The organism is Paracoccus maritimus (genome assembly GCF_025195095.1).
In the GTDB taxonomy this organism is placed as follows: Bacteria; Pseudomonadota; Alphaproteobacteria; order Rhodobacterales; family Rhodobacteraceae; genus Paracoccus; species Paracoccus maritimus.
In genome coordinates this window covers 333,095-349,263 of record NZ_JANAVZ010000002.1, presented here as the reverse complement: position 1 = coordinate 349,263, position 16,169 = coordinate 333,095, and the positions used below count along the sequence as shown (strand labels likewise).

General features: G+C 64.5%; 19 protein-coding genes. 4 read left to right on the top strand and 15 right to left on the bottom strand.

The window, feature by feature from the left end; all coding sequences use genetic code 11:
* Positions 1–10: 10 nt before the first annotated feature.
* The 4 genes from MU516_RS04690 to MU516_RS04675 all read right to left on the bottom strand — a co-directional run bounded on the left by MU516_RS04690 (position 11) and on the right by MU516_RS04675 (position 3,626).
* Entirely contained in the window at positions 11–379 is a 369-nt protein-coding gene (locus MU516_RS04690) for a YigZ family protein (protein WP_260276043.1), read from the bottom strand.
* 112 nt (positions 380–491) lie between these two features.
* Positions 492–1,577, bottom strand: a complete 1,086-nt coding sequence (locus MU516_RS04685) for an ABC transporter substrate-binding protein (RefSeq protein ID WP_311319096.1) — start codon at positions 1,575–1,577, stop codon at positions 492–494.
* Positions 1,577–2,971, bottom strand: coding sequence for a sensor histidine kinase (locus MU516_RS04680; protein ID WP_260276041.1), 1,395 nt, complete (start codon positions 2,969–2,971; stop codon positions 1,577–1,579). Before MU516_RS04680 ends, MU516_RS04685 begins: the two co-directional genes overlap by 1 nt.
* Positions 2,955–3,626 (bottom strand): response regulator transcription factor, encoded by a 672-nt coding sequence (locus MU516_RS04675; RefSeq protein ID WP_260276040.1) that lies wholly within the window; start codon positions 3,624–3,626, stop codon positions 2,955–2,957. Before MU516_RS04675 ends, MU516_RS04680 begins: the two co-directional genes overlap by 17 nt.
* A 187-nt stretch (positions 3,627–3,813) precedes the next feature.
* On the opposite strand from MU516_RS04675, the gene MU516_RS04670 reads away from it, so the two are divergent.
* The 3 genes from MU516_RS04670 (at position 3,814) to MU516_RS04660 (ending at position 6,870) form a co-directional block, all read left to right on the top strand.
* Positions 3,814–4,806, top strand: a complete 993-nt coding sequence (locus MU516_RS04670; RefSeq protein WP_260276039.1) for a Bug family tripartite tricarboxylate transporter substrate binding protein — start codon at positions 3,814–3,816, stop codon at positions 4,804–4,806.
* Between the two features lie 73 nt (positions 4,807–4,879).
* A complete protein-coding gene (locus MU516_RS04665) occupies positions 4,880–5,311 on the top strand; it encodes a tripartite tricarboxylate transporter TctB family protein (RefSeq protein ID WP_260276038.1) in 432 nt (143 codons plus the stop codon).
* An 11-nt stretch (positions 5,312–5,322) separates the two neighbouring features.
* Positions 5,323–6,870 carry a tripartite tricarboxylate transporter permease gene (locus MU516_RS04660; protein WP_209055138.1) on the top strand — a complete coding sequence of 516 codons (1,548 nt, stop codon included), beginning with the start codon at positions 5,323–5,325 and terminating at the stop codon, positions 6,868–6,870.
* A 163-nt stretch (positions 6,871–7,033) separates the two neighbouring features.
* Here MU516_RS04660 and MU516_RS04655 read toward each other — a convergent pair whose 3' ends face one another.
* The 11 genes from MU516_RS04655 to MU516_RS04605 all read right to left on the bottom strand — a co-directional run bounded on the left by MU516_RS04655 (position 7,034) and on the right by MU516_RS04605 (position 14,752).
* Positions 7,034–7,813 carry a succinate dehydrogenase iron-sulfur subunit gene (locus MU516_RS04655; protein ID WP_209055137.1) on the bottom strand — a complete coding sequence of 260 codons (780 nt, stop codon included), beginning with the start codon at positions 7,811–7,813 and terminating at the stop codon, positions 7,034–7,036.
* Between the two features lie 86 nt (positions 7,814–7,899).
* The gene (locus MU516_RS04650; protein ID WP_260276036.1) at positions 7,900–8,229 is read right to left on the bottom strand and encodes a hypothetical protein; all 330 of its coding nucleotides are present in this window, start codon (positions 8,227–8,229) and stop codon (positions 7,900–7,902) included.
* Between the two features lie 4 nt (positions 8,230–8,233).
* A complete protein-coding gene (locus MU516_RS04645; RefSeq protein ID WP_260276035.1) occupies positions 8,234–8,596 on the bottom strand; it encodes a hypothetical protein in 363 nt (120 codons plus the stop codon).
* Positions 8,596–10,398: a succinate dehydrogenase flavoprotein subunit gene (sdhA, locus tag MU516_RS04640; protein WP_260276034.1), complete on the bottom strand. Its 1,803-nt coding sequence runs from the start codon at positions 10,396–10,398 to the stop codon at positions 8,596–8,598. Before sdhA ends, MU516_RS04645 begins: the two co-directional genes overlap by 1 nt.
* Before the next feature lie 7 nt (positions 10,399–10,405).
* The gene (locus tag MU516_RS04635; RefSeq protein WP_260276032.1) at positions 10,406–10,792 is read right to left on the bottom strand and encodes a succinate dehydrogenase, hydrophobic membrane anchor protein; all 387 of its coding nucleotides are present in this window, start codon (positions 10,790–10,792) and stop codon (positions 10,406–10,408) included.
* Between the two features lie 15 nt (positions 10,793–10,807).
* Positions 10,808–11,200 (bottom strand): succinate dehydrogenase, cytochrome b556 subunit, encoded by a 393-nt coding sequence (sdhC, locus tag MU516_RS04630; protein ID WP_260276031.1) that lies wholly within the window; start codon positions 11,198–11,200, stop codon positions 10,808–10,810.
* 270 nt (positions 11,201–11,470) lie between these two features.
* Positions 11,471–12,061: a P-loop NTPase family protein gene (locus MU516_RS04625; protein ID WP_260276030.1), complete on the bottom strand. Its 591-nt coding sequence runs from the start codon at positions 12,059–12,061 to the stop codon at positions 11,471–11,473.
* Between the two features lie 3 nt (positions 12,062–12,064).
* Positions 12,065–13,099 carry a MaoC family dehydratase gene (locus MU516_RS04620; RefSeq protein ID WP_260276029.1) on the bottom strand — a complete coding sequence of 345 codons (1,035 nt, stop codon included), beginning with the start codon at positions 13,097–13,099 and terminating at the stop codon, positions 12,065–12,067.
* 8 nt (positions 13,100–13,107) lie between these two features.
* On the bottom strand, positions 13,108–13,314 hold the full coding sequence (locus MU516_RS04615) for a DUF1737 domain-containing protein (protein WP_260276028.1): 207 nt from the start codon (positions 13,312–13,314) through the stop codon (positions 13,108–13,110).
* Position 13,315: 1 nt separating this feature from the next.
* Positions 13,316–13,861, bottom strand: a complete 546-nt coding sequence (locus MU516_RS04610) for an NnrU family protein (protein WP_260276026.1) — start codon at positions 13,859–13,861, stop codon at positions 13,316–13,318.
* A gap of 42 nt (positions 13,862–13,903) precedes the next feature.
* The gene (locus MU516_RS04605) at positions 13,904–14,752 is read right to left on the bottom strand and encodes an HpcH/HpaI aldolase/citrate lyase family protein (protein ID WP_260276024.1); all 849 of its coding nucleotides are present in this window, start codon (positions 14,750–14,752) and stop codon (positions 13,904–13,906) included.
* A gap of 269 nt (positions 14,753–15,021) precedes the next feature.
* Here MU516_RS04605 and mdh point away from each other — a divergent pair, with 269 nt between their 5' ends.
* Entirely contained in the window at positions 15,022–15,984 is a 963-nt protein-coding gene (gene mdh, locus MU516_RS04600) for a malate dehydrogenase (RefSeq protein ID WP_260276023.1), read from the top strand.
* Positions 15,985–16,169: the final 185 nt, after the last annotated feature.

Genomic DNA, 16,169 nt, shown 5'->3' with positions numbered 1-16,169 from the left:
GCCGCCGCGCCTATGCCCCCTGATCGCCAAGCCCGGTTTCGCGCAGATACAGCCGCACCGCATCCGCCACATGGCGGAACCTGTCGCCGCCCAGATGTTTGCCACCATACCATCGGGTGACGATCACGACGTGATCGACAAGCGCCGCACGTTCAAGCATCTGCAGCATCAGGGCGCCTGCCCCCGCCTCGCCATCGTCATCCTTGACCGGCTCGCCCGACAGGATTGCCGCCCATGTGTTGTGCGTGGCCTTCGCGAAACGCTTGTTGCGCTTCAACTGGGCCAGCAACGCCGCCGCCTCTTCGCGGCTGGCGGCCTTCCCGCCCGACACGGCATATCGTGACCCGCGATCCGAGATGATCTTGTCAAAGACCTGCATTTCTTCTTTGTCCAAATACCTCGCGATATCTATCACTTGCGGGAAGCCTGCGCCATGGCGCCGATCCCCGAACCTTGCGCATCTGCATCGTGGTCCGGGTTCCGGGCATCGTCTATTCCGACGGTGTCGTCGCCCCACGCTGTGGCCGGGCGAAGGTGTCGCGCCACAGCGCAAGGAAATGCGCCCGCTTCTGCCGGTCAAGTCCAACCAGCAGAACAGGCGACAGCGGAATGGGCCGCAGAACCGCCTCGTTTTGTCCCAGGCTATCCGGCGCCACCGCGGTGGCATCGCCATACAGATGCTCGGCGGCCATGGCCCGCCGCCCCTGATCCGAGACCAGGAAATCCAGAAGCAGGCCTGCCGAAACCGGGTTCGGCGCATTCCGGGGGATCATCGCGCCGCGCGACAGAACCAGCGTATAGTCCTGCGGCGCCACGACGACCAGGTTGTCCGCCTGCTCGGCCCGATCCAGCGCATAGGATCCCAGGACATTATAGGCCAGGACATATTGCCCGCTGGCCACGCCGTCGATGATCTCGGCCGAACAGCAGGTCGATACGGCACGGCTGCGTGCGAAGGCCTCGATCAGGCTGCCGAAGGTGGTCGCCTGCTGTGCGTCCACGAATGCGAACAGATAGCCAAGCCCGGATTCCTCGATGTCATAGGTCGCGACCTTTCCCTCGTACCGGCTGCCCTCTGGCCGCAGCAGGTCGATCAGATCGAAACGCGTGCGCGGCGCCTCCTGCGCGGGCACGAGGTCGCTGTTATAGACCATCACCGCAGGCTCCTGCGTGATTCCGAACAACTCGTCGCGCCAGTTCGCCTCGGCCGGCAGCGCCTCGGTCAGGGGCGAGCTGTGCGACCGCGCGCAACCGTCATTGACCAGCTTCACCTGATGATCGACAGCAGAGCTGATCAGCAGATCCGCCGTCTCTGCGCCGGACCTGCACTCGGCCAGGGAAACGGCGTAAAGATCATTCGATCCCCATTGCTCATAATCGACGCGGATATCGGGATTGGCGGCCACGAACCCGTCAAGGACCGGGCCGAACAGAGCGATGTCGGTGGTGCTGCGAACCAGGATGGCAAACGGCGCGTCGGACCGGCCATAGTCCTGCGTGGCTTCCGGCACGGGCTGCGCCAGCGCCGGCGCAGCCAGGCACGAAATCAAGGGCAGCAGCATCCTCCAGCCAGCCATCATCGCGCCCCGTTTTCGGCAAGGGGCAGCACGATCGCCGCCTCGAACCCGGACGGCGTGCCCGTCCGAAATTCCAGCCGGCCGTGATGCGCCGCCGCGACCGACTGCACGATCGCGAGACCAAGCCCCGCGCTTTTCGCGGATACGCCGCTGCTGCGGGCAAAACGCGTCCCGGCCTCGTCCCAGTAATCGCGCGGTATCCCCGGACCTGCATCCCGCACCAGGATCCGCGCGCGATCCCCCTCCTGCGCGACCGAGACCCGAACCGGATCGACCCCATGACGCAGCGCGTTTCCGGCCAGATTCTTCGTGGCCTCGATCAATGACAGGGCATCCCCGTCGCACCACACCGGATCCTCCGGCAGGTCCAGCATCGCAGGGGTCCGGCCGTCCAGCACCGCATGATCGACATGTTCGATGGCGTCGATCACCACCTGCCGCAGATCCACGCGCGCCAGCGGAACGGAATCCGCGCGATGAATGATCAGGGCGTGGTTCAGAAGCTGGTCGGTCAGATGGCTCAGATTGACCGCGCGGGCGTGAATCCGCTGAACGATCCGGCGCAACGCCTCGGGATCGTTTTCTTCTTCGGCAAGTTCGGCCTGTACCCGCAGCGCGGCAATCGGCGTGCGCAGCTGGTGCGAGGCATCGGCGATCAGGTTGCGCATGATCCCCACCTGCCGGTCAAGCCGCCCCATGAAGCGATTGAGCGCCTGCACAAGGCTGGAGATCTCGCGCGGGACGGCGACATCCAGCGGGGTCAGGTTCTGCGGCGAACGACCGTGCAACGCCGTCCCGACCCGGTTCACCGGCGCAAGCGCCGCCCGCACGGCCAGAACTGCCAGCCCCGCCATCACCAGGGCGACCAACCCTGCCGCGATCACGGCGTTGCGGGTGATCTGCGCAGCCATTTCGGCGCGGGCGCGCAGCGTATGGCCGACGACCACCACGACGGTGCCGGCATAGCTTTGCTCGGCGAAGGGGCGGGTGACGCGGATGGCGCGGATCGGCTCGCCCGCGAATGTCGCGTCATGAAATCGCCGGCCCTCGGGAAATGCCTCCAGCCCTTCATAGCCTGTGATCAGCCCGCCATCGGGCCCATAGACGGCGTAGATCACGCGGTCATTCGGTGCCAGGGACAGCAGTTCGAACGCGCCGACCGGCAGATCGACCGACACCGCGCCATCCTGCAGCGTGATCGACCGCGCGATCTGATCGGCGGCCCCGACAAGCAGCCGGTCAAAGCTTTGCTGCGCCGCCTGACGACCGTAGGAAAACGCCGCCACCGCGACGGCGACCCCGCCAAGCGCGAAGATCAGCGCGAAAGCCAGCGCAAGGCGAAGGGTCAGCGACCCACCTTTGCCCGCGATGTCGGGATCAGCTATCTGCGACAAGCTGGTAACCCAGGCCCCTCAGCGTGCGAATGGCCACGCGGCTTGGCTGCAACTTGCGGCGCAGCCGGGCGACATACAGTTCCACCGTGTTGGTTCCCACCTGTTCGTGGTCAAAGGCATACATGCGTTCGAGAATACGCTCCTTGGGGATCACCCGACCGCGATTGGCCAACATGATCTCAAGCAGGCTGAATTCGCGCCGCGTCAACGTCACCGGCGCGCCACCGATCTCAAGGCTGCAACCGGCCGGATCGAACAGCAGATCGGCAAACTCGATGCAGCCCGAGACATCGCCGCTGTTGCGCCGGATCAACGCACGCACCCGCGCCTCCAGCTCGCGCAGATCGAAAGGTTTCACAAGATAGTCGTCGGCCCCGCTGTTCAGCGCCGACACCCGGTCATCGACATCCGATTGCGCGGTCAGCATCAGCACCGGCGTCGCCTTGCCCGCCGATCTCAGCGCGGCAAGCACTTCGGTTCCCAGGCCGTCGGGCAATCCGATATCGAGAATGGCGATGTCATAGCCCTGCACCGCCAGATAATCCTGCGCGGCAAGAACGGTCGCGGCATGATCGACGGCGTCACCGCGCCTGGTGAACATGGCCGAGATCGCCTCGGCGACATCCATCGCGTCCTCGACCAGCAGGATACGCATCAGACACTTCCTCCCCACGGCCCCCTCTGCCGTGACGGCCCAGTATAGGCCCTCGACCCTTTCTGACAATTGCGGATTGCGCGGTGTGACAGCTTCGCGACAGCCTCGCATAGTACCACACGGAAGGTCCGGCGCGGAGAGAGGCGTCCGGACGCCACACGACCCCGACGGGAGGAGTAACAGCAAGATGAAACCGAACATGATTTTCGGCCGCGCATTTGCGGCGGCGATCCTGGCCACGACCATCATCGGCGGCCCTGCGGCGGCCTTCGAACCCGAAGCGACCGAATGCATCGCCCCGGCCAACCCGGGCGGCGGCTGGGACTTTACCTGCCGGCAGTTCGGCAAGGTCGCCCAGGATATAGGCGCGATCCCCGGCACTATGCAGGTCGTGAACCTGTCCGGCGGCGGTGGCGGCGTCGCCTTCGCCGAGGTGGTGAACAAGCGCAATGACAGCAACGATCTGGTTGTCGCGGCCTCGACCGCCACGGCGACGCGGCTGGCACAGAAGGCCTATCCCGGCAACACCTCCGATCAGGTGCGCTGGCTGGGATCGCTTGGCGCCGATTATGGCGTCATCGCGGTTGCCGCCGACAGCGAGGTCGAGACGCTGCCCGAACTGTTGGACATGATCAAGCAGGACCCGCGGTCGATCTCGATCGGTGGCGGTTCGGCAGTCGGCGGCTGGGACCATCTGAAAGTGCTGATCGCCGCGAACGAGGCCGGTATCGAAGACGTGCGCAGCGTCAAGTATATCGCCTTCGCGGGCGGTGGCGAGGCGATCACCCAGCTTCTGGCCGGATCGCTGCAGGCCTATACGGGTGATCTGTCCGAAGCCAAAGGGTTCGTCGATTCCGGCGACATCAAGGTGATCGCCGTGCTGGCGCCCGAGCGTCTGGAAGGTGAATTCTCGGAGTTTCCGACCGCCATCGAACAGGGCATCGACGCGGTGGGCGCCAATTGGCGCGGCTTCTACGCCCCCGGCGGGATGAGCGACGAGGCCTATGAATACTGGGCCACGACCATTCATGACGTCTATGAAAGCGACCAGTGGAAGCAGGTGATGCAGACCAACGGCCTGGCGCCTCTGGATCTTAGCGGACCCGAGTTTCAGGAATATGTGGACGCCTCGATCGCCCGCATCGAAGAACTGTCGCGCGAGATCGGGCTGATCAAGTAACCGGGCCGCATCCGCCAATGTGCTTCCGGCCGCGTGGCCGGAAGCCTTGGGCACATCATCAAGGGAGGTCACAATGAGCGACCGCATCTTCGGCGGGATCGGGCTTGTTCTCGCCATCTTCTTCGGCATCCAGGCGACGATGATCGAAGTCGCCTTCATGAGCGACGCCGTGGGGCCGTCGGTCTTTCCGATCATCGTTGCCACAATCATGGGGCTTGCCTCGATCTATTTCCTGGTGAAGCCGGATCCCGCGCCGGACTGGCCGCAGGCCGGGCGACTGGCTGAGATCGGTTTCGCGGTTCTGGTGCTGTTCGCCTATGCGCAGCTTTTGCCGGTGCTGGGCTTCGTCGTCGCGACCATGTTCGCAGCCGGATATCTGGCCTGGCGGCTTGGATCGAAACCCGTCGAGGCAGTGCTGGTCGGCATCGGAACCTCGGTCGGCATCTATGTGGTGTTCCGGCTGATCCTGGGCCTGTCGCTGGCCCGTGGCCCCCTCGGATTCTAGGACCCTGATCAATGGAGCTTCTTTCATCTCTCGGCGACGGATTTCTTGTCGCACTGACCTTCCAGAATATCGGACTGGCGCTTCTGGGCTGTCTTCTCGGCACCATCATGGGCGCCCTGCCCGGTCTTGGTCCCTCGAACGGGGTCGCGATCCTGATCCCGCTTGCATTCACGCTTGGCCTTGACGCCACGCCGGCGCTGATCCTGCTGACCTCGGTCTATTACGGGGCCATGTATGGCGGGCGGATTTCGTCGATCCTGCTGAACATTCCCGGCGACGAACCGGCGATGATGACCTGTCTCGACGGCTATCCGATGGCGCGCAAGGGCCAGGCCGGCGAGGCGCTGGCCCTGTCGGGCATCGCATCCTTCGTGGGCGCGTTCTTCGCGACCTGGGGCCTGGTTTTCCTGGCGCCGCAGCTTGTGAAGGTGGCGCTGCTGTTCGGTCCGGCCGAATATTTCGCGCTGTTCGTTCTGGCCTTCGCCACGCTTGGCGGGATCAGTTCGACCAATCAGGCCAAGGCGGCCTTCGCGGCTGCACTTGGGCTGGGGCTGGCGATGATCGGCGTCGATACGCAGACCGGTGTTCCGCGCTTTACCTTCGGCGAGGTGCATCTTTACGACGGGATCGACTTCCTTGTCGCCATCGTCGGGCTTTTCGCCCTGTCCGAAGTGTTCATCTTCCTGGAACATCGCGGCACGGACAAGGATTCCTCGACCGGGCCCAAGGTCCAGATCGGGCGCATCATTCCACCCTGGAGCATGGTTCGGTCCTGCATCCCGACCATGGCGCGCACCTCGGTCCTTGGCTTCATCGCCGGTGTCCTGCCCGGCGCCGGGGCCTCGCTTGGCTCGTTCATCTCCTACTCGATGGAAAAGCGCCTCGTGGACCGCGAAAACACCTTCGGCACCGGCGATCCGCGCGGTGTCGCCGCACCCGAGACCGGCAACAACGCCGCTGCGGGCGGCGCGCTGGTGCCGATGCTGGCGCTGGGGGTGCCGGGATCCGGGACCACGGCGGTTCTGCTGGCGGTGTTGCTGGCGCTGAACATCACGCCGGGGCCGTTGCTGTTCACCAACAACCCCGACGTGGTCTGGGGCCTGATCGCGGCCCTGTTCATCGGCAACGTCATGCTGTTGGTCCTGAACATCCCGATGATCGGTCTGTTCACGCGGGTGCTGATGGTGCCGCCCCGGATCCTGATGCCGATCGTCGCGATGATTTCCTTTGTCGGCATCTACGGCATCTCGGGCTCGACCTTCGATCTGGTCGTGATGATCCTGTTCGGTATCGGCGGCTGGGTGCTGCGCAAGCTGGATGTCCCGCTGGTCCCGATCATCCTGGGCACGCTTCTGGGCAACGAGATGGAGGTCAATCTGCGCCGCGCCGTCACCATCGCCGATGGCGACTATTCGGTGCTGTTCGGATCACCCCTGACCATCGGCCTGTGGAGCATCGCGATCATCGGCTTCATCATGCCAATGGTCGCCGGCAAGATGCTCAAGCGGCGCATGCAGCTGGCGAAGAAGACCGGCGAAGACACCGATCTGGTCGACTGACAGCTTTGCAGCGTACGAAGAAACAGCCCGCCCGGCATCAGCCCGGGCGGGTTTTCGTTTCGGAAGGATCCGTTGCCAAGCAAAAAGCCCCCGGACATGCGCCGGGGGCTTGGGCTTTCGGAACATGGCGACGGCCGGCAGACCGACCGTCGCGTTGACGCGATCAGACCTGCCGTTCGACCATCATGTGCTTGATCGACGCGATCGCCTTCGCAGGGTTCAGGCCCTTGGGGCAAGTATTGGTGCAGTTCATGATCGTGTGGCACCTATACAGCTTGAACGGGTCTTCCAATTCGTCCAGCCGCTCGCCCGTGGCCTCGTCGCGCGAATCGATGATCCAGCGATAGGCCGTCAACAGCGCGGCCGGGCCCAGATAGCGGTCCCCGTTCCACCAATAGGACGGGCACGCCGTCGAGCACGAGGCGCAAAGAATGCACTCGTACAGCCCATCCAGCTTCTTGCGATCCTCGATGGACTGTTTCCATTCCTTGCCCGGCGTCGGCGACTTGGTCTGCAGATACGGGTTCACGCTGGCATGCTGTGCATAGAAATGCGTCAGGTCGGGGATCAGGTCCTTGACGACCGGCATATGCGGCAGCGGATAGATCGCTACATCCCCTGCAATCTCGTCGATGCCGAAGATGCAGGCCAGCCGGTTGCCGCCGTCGATGACCATCGCGCAGGATCCACAGATCCCTTCGCGGCAGGACCGCCGGAAGGACAGCGTCGGATCGATTTCGTTCTTGATCTTGATCAGCGCGTCCAGAACCATCGGTCCGCATTTGTCCAGATCCACGAAATATGTGTCCAGACGAGGATTCTCGCCGGTGTCGGGATCCCAGCGATAGATCTGGAACTTCTTCACATTGGTGGCGCCGTCCGGCTTGGGCCAGGTCTTGCCGACCCGGATCTGGCTGTTCTTGGGCAAGGTGAACTGGACCATTGGGTGCTCCTTTCAGGAAGTGCCTTCGGAGGGTGCGCGATGGGCACCGCCGCGATGCGCGGGGTCAGGACGATAGAACGCGCGTATCATCGCGATCCGCCCTGGCCCGTCTGGCTGTAATAAGGCTGCCGCGGCAACTGGCCGGAACGTCGCATCACGCAGCTTCGATAGACTTCGGCAGGATCGCGGCCCATCAGATAGTCGCTGCTGATATCCAGCTCGACCCGGCCGAACCCGCCCGAGAATCCGTCGGACCCTGCGCCGGCGCCCATCGTCACGCTGCCGCGCGGACGCTCGGCAAGACGCGCATTGCTTTGGCAGCTGGCCTCGGCCTGATCGACCGGAACCGGCCCGCAGGCCGATACGGACGCAGCCAGCGGCAACAGCGCCAGAATCGCAATGTGCGCCCGCCTCATCGCATCACACGGACTGCGCGGCGTTGGCGATGCACTGGGTCGTCGCAGGCCGCGACACGATCGACGCAACGCTGTCGGCGGTCCCCATGGTCCCCGACCGCGCCATCTGCGCGATATCGATCAGCTCGGCCGTGGTGGCGTTGTTGATGACGCAATCGCTGTAGGGGGCGACGTTCACGCCCGGCAGACGCTTTTCCATCTCGGAATTGACGACGCTGCGCGCCAGCGACCGCGATGCGGCGTCCAGCGTGGTCGGCGCAGTCGTGGTCGGGGTGGTCGGGACAGGCGCGGTGGTGGGCATCGGGGCGACACAGCCCGCCAGCGCCAGTGTACCCGCAGCAAAAACGGCAGTCAGATTGAAACGCATCAGTAAACCCTTTTCTTGGGAGCAATCTTCTTCAGGTCGATCCCGCCTTCTTCTTCCGTCGTCAGCGGGTCCATGTGGACAGGGCGGTAGTCCAGTTTAACCTTGTTCCCCTCGACCCACGCAAGGGAATGCTTGCGCCATGTGGCATCATCCCGCTCGGGGTAATCCTCGTGAGCATGGGCACCGCGGCTTTCCTTTCGCGCCTCGGCGCCGACGATGGTCGCCAGCGCGTTGGGCATCAGATTCGCCAGTTCCAGCGTCTCCATCAGGTCGGTGTTCCAGATCAAACCGCGATCGGTGACATGAATATCGTCCAGTTTCGCGGCGATCGCCTCCATCTTGCCGCAGCCGTCGGCCAGCGTCTTGTCAGTGCGGAAGACGGCGGCGTCGGCCTGCATCGTCTTCTGCATCTCAAGCCGCAGCTCCGCCGTTGGCGTGCCGCCGTCGGCGTTGCGGAACCTGTCGAACCGGTCCAGCGCGCGATCCACCTCGGTCTGGTTGGTGGACGGGATCGCGCCTTCGCGATCGACGACCTGACCGGCACGGATCGCGGCGGCGCGACCGAACACGACAAGGTCGATCAGGCTGTTGGAGCCCAGACGGTTCGCGCCATGAACGCTGGCACAACCGGCCTCGCCCACGGCCATCAGACCCGGGAACACGGCGTCGGGGCTATCCTCGGTCGGGTTCAGCACCTCGCCCCAGTAATTCGTCGGGATGCCGCCCATGTTGTAGTGGACCGTCGGCAGGATCGGGATCGGATCCTTGGTCACGTCAACACCGGCAAAGATCTTGGCCGATTCGCTGATGCCCGGCAGACGTTCGTGCAGGGCTTCGGGCGGCAGATGCATCAGGTTCAGATGCATGTGGTCCTTGTGCTCGCCCACGCCACGGCCTTCGCGGATCTCGATGGTGATGCAGCGGCTGACGACATCGCGGCTGGCCAGATCCTTGTAGGTGGGGGCATAGCGTTCCATGAAACGCTCGCCCTCGCTGTTGGTCAGATAGCCGCCTTCGCCGCGGGCACCCTCGGTGATCAGGCAGCCCGAGCCGTAGATGCCGGTCGGGTGGAACTGCACGAATTCCATGTCCTGAAGCGGCAGGCCCGCACGCGCCACCATCCCGCCACCGTCGCCGGTGCAGGTATGGGCGCTGGTCGCACTGAAATAGGCGCGGCCGTAACCGCCGGTCGCCAGCACCACCATCTTGGCGTTGAAGACATGCATCGTGCCGTCGTCCAGCTTCCAGCAGACGACGCCGGTGCAGCGGCCATCGGTGATGATCAGGTCCAGCGCGAAATATTCGATGAAGAATTCGGCGTTGTTCTTCAGGCTTTGACCGTAAAGCGTGTGCAGGATGGCGTGGCCGGTGCGGTCGGCCGCGGCGCAGGTCCGCTGGACCGGGGGGCCTTCACCGAATTCGGTCGTGTGTCCGCCGAACGGGCGCTGATAGATCTTGCCCTCTTCAGTGCGCGAAAACGGCACGCCATAATGTTCCAGCTCGTAAACCGCCTTCGGCGCCTCGCGCGCCAGGTATTCCATCGCGTCGGTGTCGCCCAGCCAGTCCGACCCCTTGACGGTGTCATACATGTGCCACTGCCAGTTGTCGGGCCCCATGTTCGACAGCGAGGCGGCGATGCCGCCCTGCGCGGCCACGGTGTGCGACCGGGTCGGGAACACCTTGGTCACGCAGGCCGTGCGCAGCCCCTGTTCGGCCATTCCCAGCGTGGCGCGCAGACCCGCGCCGCCCGCGCCCACCACGACCACGTCGTAATCATGCGTCTGAATTTCATATGCAGCCATGTCGTCCTCAGATCGCGATGGTGATGAAGGCCATCTTCGCCAGGGCGAAGACCGCGGCGGCGATGACCGCCCAACTGAAGATCACCGAAATGATGATCGCACCCTTGCGGGCGGTGCCTTGGAAATAGTCGTCGATCATGATCCGGGTGCCCTTGATGAAATGGATCATGCCCACGATCACGAACAGTGCCGTCACGATGCCGGGATAGGGCCGACCGAAATAACCGATCAGCGCCTCGCGCGGCAGGCCGATGGCACTGCCGACGACCAGCAGGAAGGCGGGGGTCAGCAGGATCAGCGCACAGGCACTGACCGTCATCGCCCAGTGATGGCCCGTGCCGCTATGGGCGGAACCCAGACCGGCGGCGGCTTTTCTTGGGGTGATATAGCGCATCTTCGAACCCTCGCCTCAGCCGATGAAGAACAGGATCAGGGACAGCAGCGTCAGCACGCCCGATCCGATGATGATCGCCCAGGACGACTTGCGAGCCTCGTCGATCTCCAGCCCGATCCCGGCGTCGTAGAACAGGTGCCGGATCCCGGCCAGCGTGTGATACCACAGCGCCCATGCTGATCCGGTCAGGATCAGAAAGCCCAGCCAGGACCGCACGACCCAGTCTGCCATCGCGAAGGCCTCGGGCCCGCTGACGGCGCCGACCAGCCACCACACGATCAGCAGGATTCCCGCGACCAGCGCGTGCCCGGTGATGCGTGTCAGGATCGAGGTAACTGCCGCAACCGGCAGGCGATAGACCTGAAGATGGGGGGAAAGCGGCCGGTTTCCCCGATTCACGTCAGCCATGAAGCGGCCCTCCTTTGTCGGTTCTCACACGTCCCGTCGCAGGCTTTGGGCTGGCCTCGCGGGCTGGCGATTGGCGCATCATCTGTCGGCTTTTGTGCCATCTGTCACCCGCAGATACCAGTGCCTTGCAAGAAAAGTCGTGGATTCGCAGATTTGTGATCACGCGTGCCGCAGGCGTGATCACAACAGGCGCACAACGAAGGACGCGATCGTTCTGGCCACACGACGGCAGGGCAGCAAGACCCGCAGGGCGCCTGAAACCTGCGGGAATCACGGCTTGCCTCGGTCATCGCGCAGGTCGCTGGACAGGATCAGTCCCGGCCCCGGCATCGCAGGTCGGGCGGTCGAAAGAAATCCGCGCAATTCGGCCGCGCCGCGCAGATGCGCCACCTGCAGATGTGCGGGCGCGGCGTCCAGCACGCGCTGCACGGCCTGCCGTCCGGTCTCTCGCGTGCGCCAGATGAAGCGCAGGAAATCGACCGTCTGCCGGCCGAACGCTTCAGGACATCCCGCGGCCATGCCCGGTCGCACCTTGCCGTGATGCAGGATCGCGCGCCACAGGACACGCCGAATCCGCAGCCCGACCGGCAGATCCAGCCAGACCAGCAACTGCGCCCTTGCGGCACGTTCGCGATAGGTGCGCGAATGCCCGCCCTCAAAGATCCACGCGTCGCGGGCGTGAACCTCTCGGGTCAGCATGTCCTTTTCCAGCCTGTCACGTTCCACCCAGCCGGGCAGCCAGTGGATGTGGTCCATGTGCCAGACCGGCAGGCCGCTGACCGCCGCCAGACGCTGCGACATCCAGGACTTGCCCGATCCCGGCCCTCCGACGATCATGATTCGCTGGATCGACCGCGCCACGGCCTAGACCGGCATCAGGGCCCAGTAGTCCAGGTCCAGCAGGACCTCGGGCGCATACCTGCCGTCCTGCCCCCGCAGCGGGAACGCCGCGCTGTCGCCCGTGGTCGCGACCAGCCGCAGCCGGATCGCGCCGACACCGGGCGCGGTCGTGTCGGCCTTGTCCAGAACCTCGGACCAGGCGCGCACCGTGTCGCCCGCAAAGCAGGGATTGGCATGCGCACCGCCGTTCAGCGCCACGATCATCTGCGCGTTGGCCAGGCCGTTGAAGGACAGCGCACGCGCCATGCTGATCACGTGGCCGCCATAGATCAGCCGCTTGCCGTCCTCGCGATTGGTGGCATCGAAATGCACCTTGGCGGTGTTCTGCCACAGCCGCGTGGCCAGCATGTGTTCGGCCTCTTCGACGGTGATGCCATCGACATGATCGATCTTCTCGCCGATCTCGTAATCGCCCCAGCGATGCGGCTCGCCGGCAAGATCGAAATCATAGCCGGTGAAGTCCAGCCCCTCGGGAATGACCAGATCGGTCGGATCGACGACCTGCGCCAGGTCGGGCACCACCGTTTCGGGGGCTGCCGCTTCGGGGTCGCGCTTGCGAACCATCACCCAGCGGACATAGTCCAAAACCGGTTCGTCCATCTGGTTCAGGCCGCGCGTGCGCACCCAGACCACGCCGGACTTGCCGTTGCTGTTCTGCTTCAGTCCGATCACCTCGGATTCCGACCGCAGCGTATCGCCGGGCCAGACCGGCCGCAGCCATCGCCCCTCGGCATAGCCGAGATTGGCGATCGCGTTCAGGCTGACATCCGGCACCGTCTTTCCGAAGACGATGTGAAAGGCGATCAGATCGTCCAGCGGGCTGCTTTCCAGCCCGGACGAGGCCGCGAACTCATCGCTGGAATACAGCGCGTGGCGCGCCGGATACAGCGCGTGATACAGCGCCCGTTCACCCTCGGCGACGGTGCGCGGCACCGCGTGGCGGATGATCTGGCCGATCGTGTAATCCTCGAAGAAGCGGCCCGGATTGGTCTTCGTCATTGCGGCCCTTATTGCTGTCCCAGTTTCATGTCGGGGTGATATTCGGCATGGATGTCCTTGGTGATGGCCTGCCCCATCCGCATGATGCCCTTGACCGGGTCGAAGGCCATCGACGGGCTGCCATGCAACTGCCAGCCGCGCGACAGCGCCTCGGTCACCCGGTGGCAGAACTGCGCGGTGTCATCTTCGGTGATGCAGCGATAGATCGTGGTCATCTCAGCCTCCGAACGGCCAGTAGCCCAGCCAGCCATGGATCATTCCGACGGCCAGCGTGACGATCACGGCCCCGGCGGCGGCCATGGCTTCCTTCCTGGCGGGGAACGGTCCCGAAGGCGGCGTCCATGGCGTGCGGTTGATCAGCAGGATCTCGACCTGCGCCCAGACCAGAAGGCCGCCGAACAGGATCAGGCTGGGCAGGTCCCCGTTGACCAGCAGATGCGCGAATGCCCACAGCGAGAACCCGATCAGTTGCGGGTGGCGGGTCATTGCGGTCACGCGGGTCTTCATGCCGCTGGCTGCGAACAGATAGAACGCGATCAGCACAAGCAGGTTGTTGATGCCGACCGTCGCGGCCGAGCGTCCCCACCAGACCGGCCCGTCGGCGATCTTGTAGCCCCAGATCATCAACAGCACCGACAGGATCAGGGCGCCGGTGACCAGCCCCTTGCCCTTTTCTCCGAATTCGGCCCGGCTTGCGGGCGCGACACGTTTCCACAGATGCGCGGCCCACCACAGGGCGACGCCTAGGATCAGGATCAGCATCTGGCTTCCTTTCGCTGGACGTGAATCGTGCTCACCCTGCCCTTATCCGGCCATCGCCGCAATCGCCTGCGCGCGGTCAAGTGTCGTGCGGGCCGTCTCCACATGCAGATTCTCGACGATCTTGCCATCGACGACGGCGACCCCCCTGCCCTCGGCTGACGCCTGCTCGAACGCGTCGATCTGCCGCCGCGCCAGGTCGACCTCGGCTTCGGTCGGCGCGAAGCATTCATTGGCAATGGCCAGTTGCGCGGGGTGGATCAGCGTCTTGCCGTCAAAGCCCATGTCGCGGCCCTGTTCACATTCGGCCCGCAGCCCGTCCTCGTCGCGAAACGCATTGAACACGCCGTCCACGATCAGCTTGCCATGGGCTTTCGCTGCCAGCAGGCACAGGCCAAGCCCTGCCTGCATCGGCAAACGATCCGCGCGAAAGCGGCTGTTCAGTTCCTTGGCCAGATCATTGGTGCCCATCACCATTCCGGCCAGACGCGGATGGGCCGCGATCCCTGCGGCATTCAGCATCCCCAGCGGGGTTTCCATCATCGCCCACAGCGGGGTGTCAGGAATCAACGCAGCGACCTTGTCCAGATCGGCGGCGGAATCGACCTTGGGAATCAGCACCGCATCGGCATAACCGTCCAGCCCTGCACAGAGCCTTGCGTCGTCTTCGCCCCATGCGCTGTCCAGCGCGTTGATCCGGACGATCCGCGCCCGCGGGCCATAATCCCCGGTCAAAGCCACCTTAAGCGCATCGCGCGCCGCCGATTTCTCGCCGGGTGAAACGGCATCTTCCAGATCGAAGATGATGGCGTCGGCGGGCAGACCCTGCGCCTTCTCCATGGCGCGGGCATTGGCGGCGGGAATATACAGGACGGACCGATACGGGCGGGCCATGAACACCTCCGGGAAATTTTCTTGCGCGAAACTGCCGTGCTGCGTCAGAAATGGCAAGGAGAATTTCGCCGCAGTGCGGCATCGGCCACGCACGCCACGCCAAGTTGGTCTGAATTCACCCAACAATAAAGTTGACGCCGCGCAGGGACGCGCACCGCGGGGCAAGTGTTAGGGCCATCAGCGCCGCGGTGCAGCGCGTGAGGCTTGCGATTCGTTGCGCAAAGTTCTAACCACCGCGCAACAATCATCCTTGAAATCGGAGGTTATCCATGGCCCGACCCAAAATCGCACTGATCGGTGCGGGGCAGATCGGCGGAACGCTGGCACATCTGGCCGCGATGAAGGAACTGGGCGACGTGATCCTGTTCGACATCGCCGAAGGCACGCCGCAGGGCAAGGCGCTGGACATCGCGGAATCCGGCCCCGCCGAGGGGTTTGACGCGGCGCTGAAGGGCACCAACGACTATGCCGACATCGCGGGCGCCGATGTCTGCATCGTCACCGCAGGCGTGCCGCGCAAGCCGGGCATGAGCCGCGACGACCTTCTGGGGATCAACCTCAAGGTCATGAAATCGGTGGGCGAAGGAATCGCCAAACACGCCCCCGACGCCTTCGTCATCTGCATCACCAACCCGCTGGACGCGATGGTCTGGGCGCTGCAGAAATTCTCGGGCCTGCCCGCGAACAAGGTCTGCGGCATGGCCGGCGTGCTGGATTCGGCCCGCTTCCGGCATTTCCTGTCGCTGGAATTCGGCGTCTCCATGAAGGACGTGTCGGCCTTCGTGCTGGGCGGCCACGGCGACACCATGGTGCCTCTGACCCGTTATTCGACGGTGGCGGGCATCCCGCTGCCCGACCTGGTCAAGATGGGCTGGACCACGCAGGACAATCTGGACGCCATCGTCCAGCGCACCCGCGACGGCGGCGCCGAGATCGTCGGCCTGCTGAAGACCGGCAGCGCCTTCTATGCCCCCGCGACCAGCGCCATCGAGATGGCCGAGGCCTATCTGAAGGACCAGAAACGCGTGCTGCCCTGCGCGGCGCATGTCGATGGCGCCTACGGACTGAAGGGGATCTATGTCGGCGTGCCGACCGTGATCGGCGCCAGCGGCATCGAGAAGGTCATCGACATCAAGCTGGACAAGGACGAACAGGCGATGCTGGACAAGTCCATCGACGCCGTCAAAGGCCTGGTCGAAGCCTGCAAGGGCATCGACAGCAGCCTGGCCTGATCCCGGGCGCCTCCCCCGGACGACTGACACGACTGAAAACGGCGCGCCCTTTGGTGCGCCGTTTTTTTTGCTTTGCACGCCTGCGAATCAGATCAGCCCCGCCCAACCCCACGCTTTGTGATCACGGCATTTCCGCCTGTGATCACAATATGCGGGTTCCTGCCGGTTTTGACATTTTTACCGGG

Coding starts and splice junctions, on each gene's coding strand:
- sdhC (WP_260276031.1), bottom strand. CDS start 11,200: ATGGCTGACGTGAATCGGGGAAACCGGCCGCTTTCCCCCCATCTTCAG.
- MU516_RS04670 (WP_260276039.1), top strand. CDS start 3,814: ATGAAACCGAACATGATTTTCGGCCGCGCATTTGCGGCGGCGATCCTG.
- MU516_RS04645 (WP_260276035.1), bottom strand. CDS start 8,596: ATGCGTTTCAATCTGACTGCCGTTTTTGCTGCGGGTACACTGGCGCTG.
- MU516_RS04610 (WP_260276026.1), bottom strand. CDS start 13,861: ATGCTGATCCTGATCCTAGGCGTCGCCCTGTGGTGGGCCGCGCATCTG.
- MU516_RS04650 (WP_260276036.1), bottom strand. CDS start 8,229: ATGAGGCGGGCGCACATTGCGATTCTGGCGCTGTTGCCGCTGGCTGCG.
- MU516_RS04690 (WP_260276043.1), bottom strand. CDS start 379: ATGCAGGTCTTTGACAAGATCATCTCGGATCGCGGGTCACGATATGCC.
- MU516_RS04655 (WP_209055137.1), bottom strand. CDS start 7,813: ATGGTCCAGTTCACCTTGCCCAAGAACAGCCAGATCCGGGTCGGCAAG.
- mdh (WP_260276023.1), top strand. CDS start 15,022: ATGGCCCGACCCAAAATCGCACTGATCGGTGCGGGGCAGATCGGCGGA.
- MU516_RS04660 (WP_209055138.1), top strand. CDS start 5,323: ATGGAGCTTCTTTCATCTCTCGGCGACGGATTTCTTGTCGCACTGACC.
- MU516_RS04620 (WP_260276029.1), bottom strand. CDS start 13,099: ATGACGAAGACCAATCCGGGCCGCTTCTTCGAGGATTACACGATCGGC.
- MU516_RS04605 (WP_260276024.1), bottom strand. CDS start 14,752: ATGGCCCGCCCGTATCGGTCCGTCCTGTATATTCCCGCCGCCAATGCC.
- MU516_RS04635 (WP_260276032.1), bottom strand. CDS start 10,792: ATGCGCTATATCACCCCAAGAAAAGCCGCCGCCGGTCTGGGTTCCGCC.
- MU516_RS04685 (WP_311319096.1), bottom strand. CDS start 1,577: ATGGCTGGCTGGAGGATGCTGCTGCCCTTGATTTCGTGCCTGGCTGCG.
- MU516_RS04615 (WP_260276028.1), bottom strand. CDS start 13,314: ATGACCACGATCTATCGCTGCATCACCGAAGATGACACCGCGCAGTTC.
- MU516_RS04675 (WP_260276040.1), bottom strand. CDS start 3,626: ATGCGTATCCTGCTGGTCGAGGACGCGATGGATGTCGCCGAGGCGATC.
- MU516_RS04665 (WP_260276038.1), top strand. CDS start 4,880: ATGAGCGACCGCATCTTCGGCGGGATCGGGCTTGTTCTCGCCATCTTC.
- sdhA (WP_260276034.1), bottom strand. CDS start 10,398: ATGGCTGCATATGAAATTCAGACGCATGATTACGACGTGGTCGTGGTG.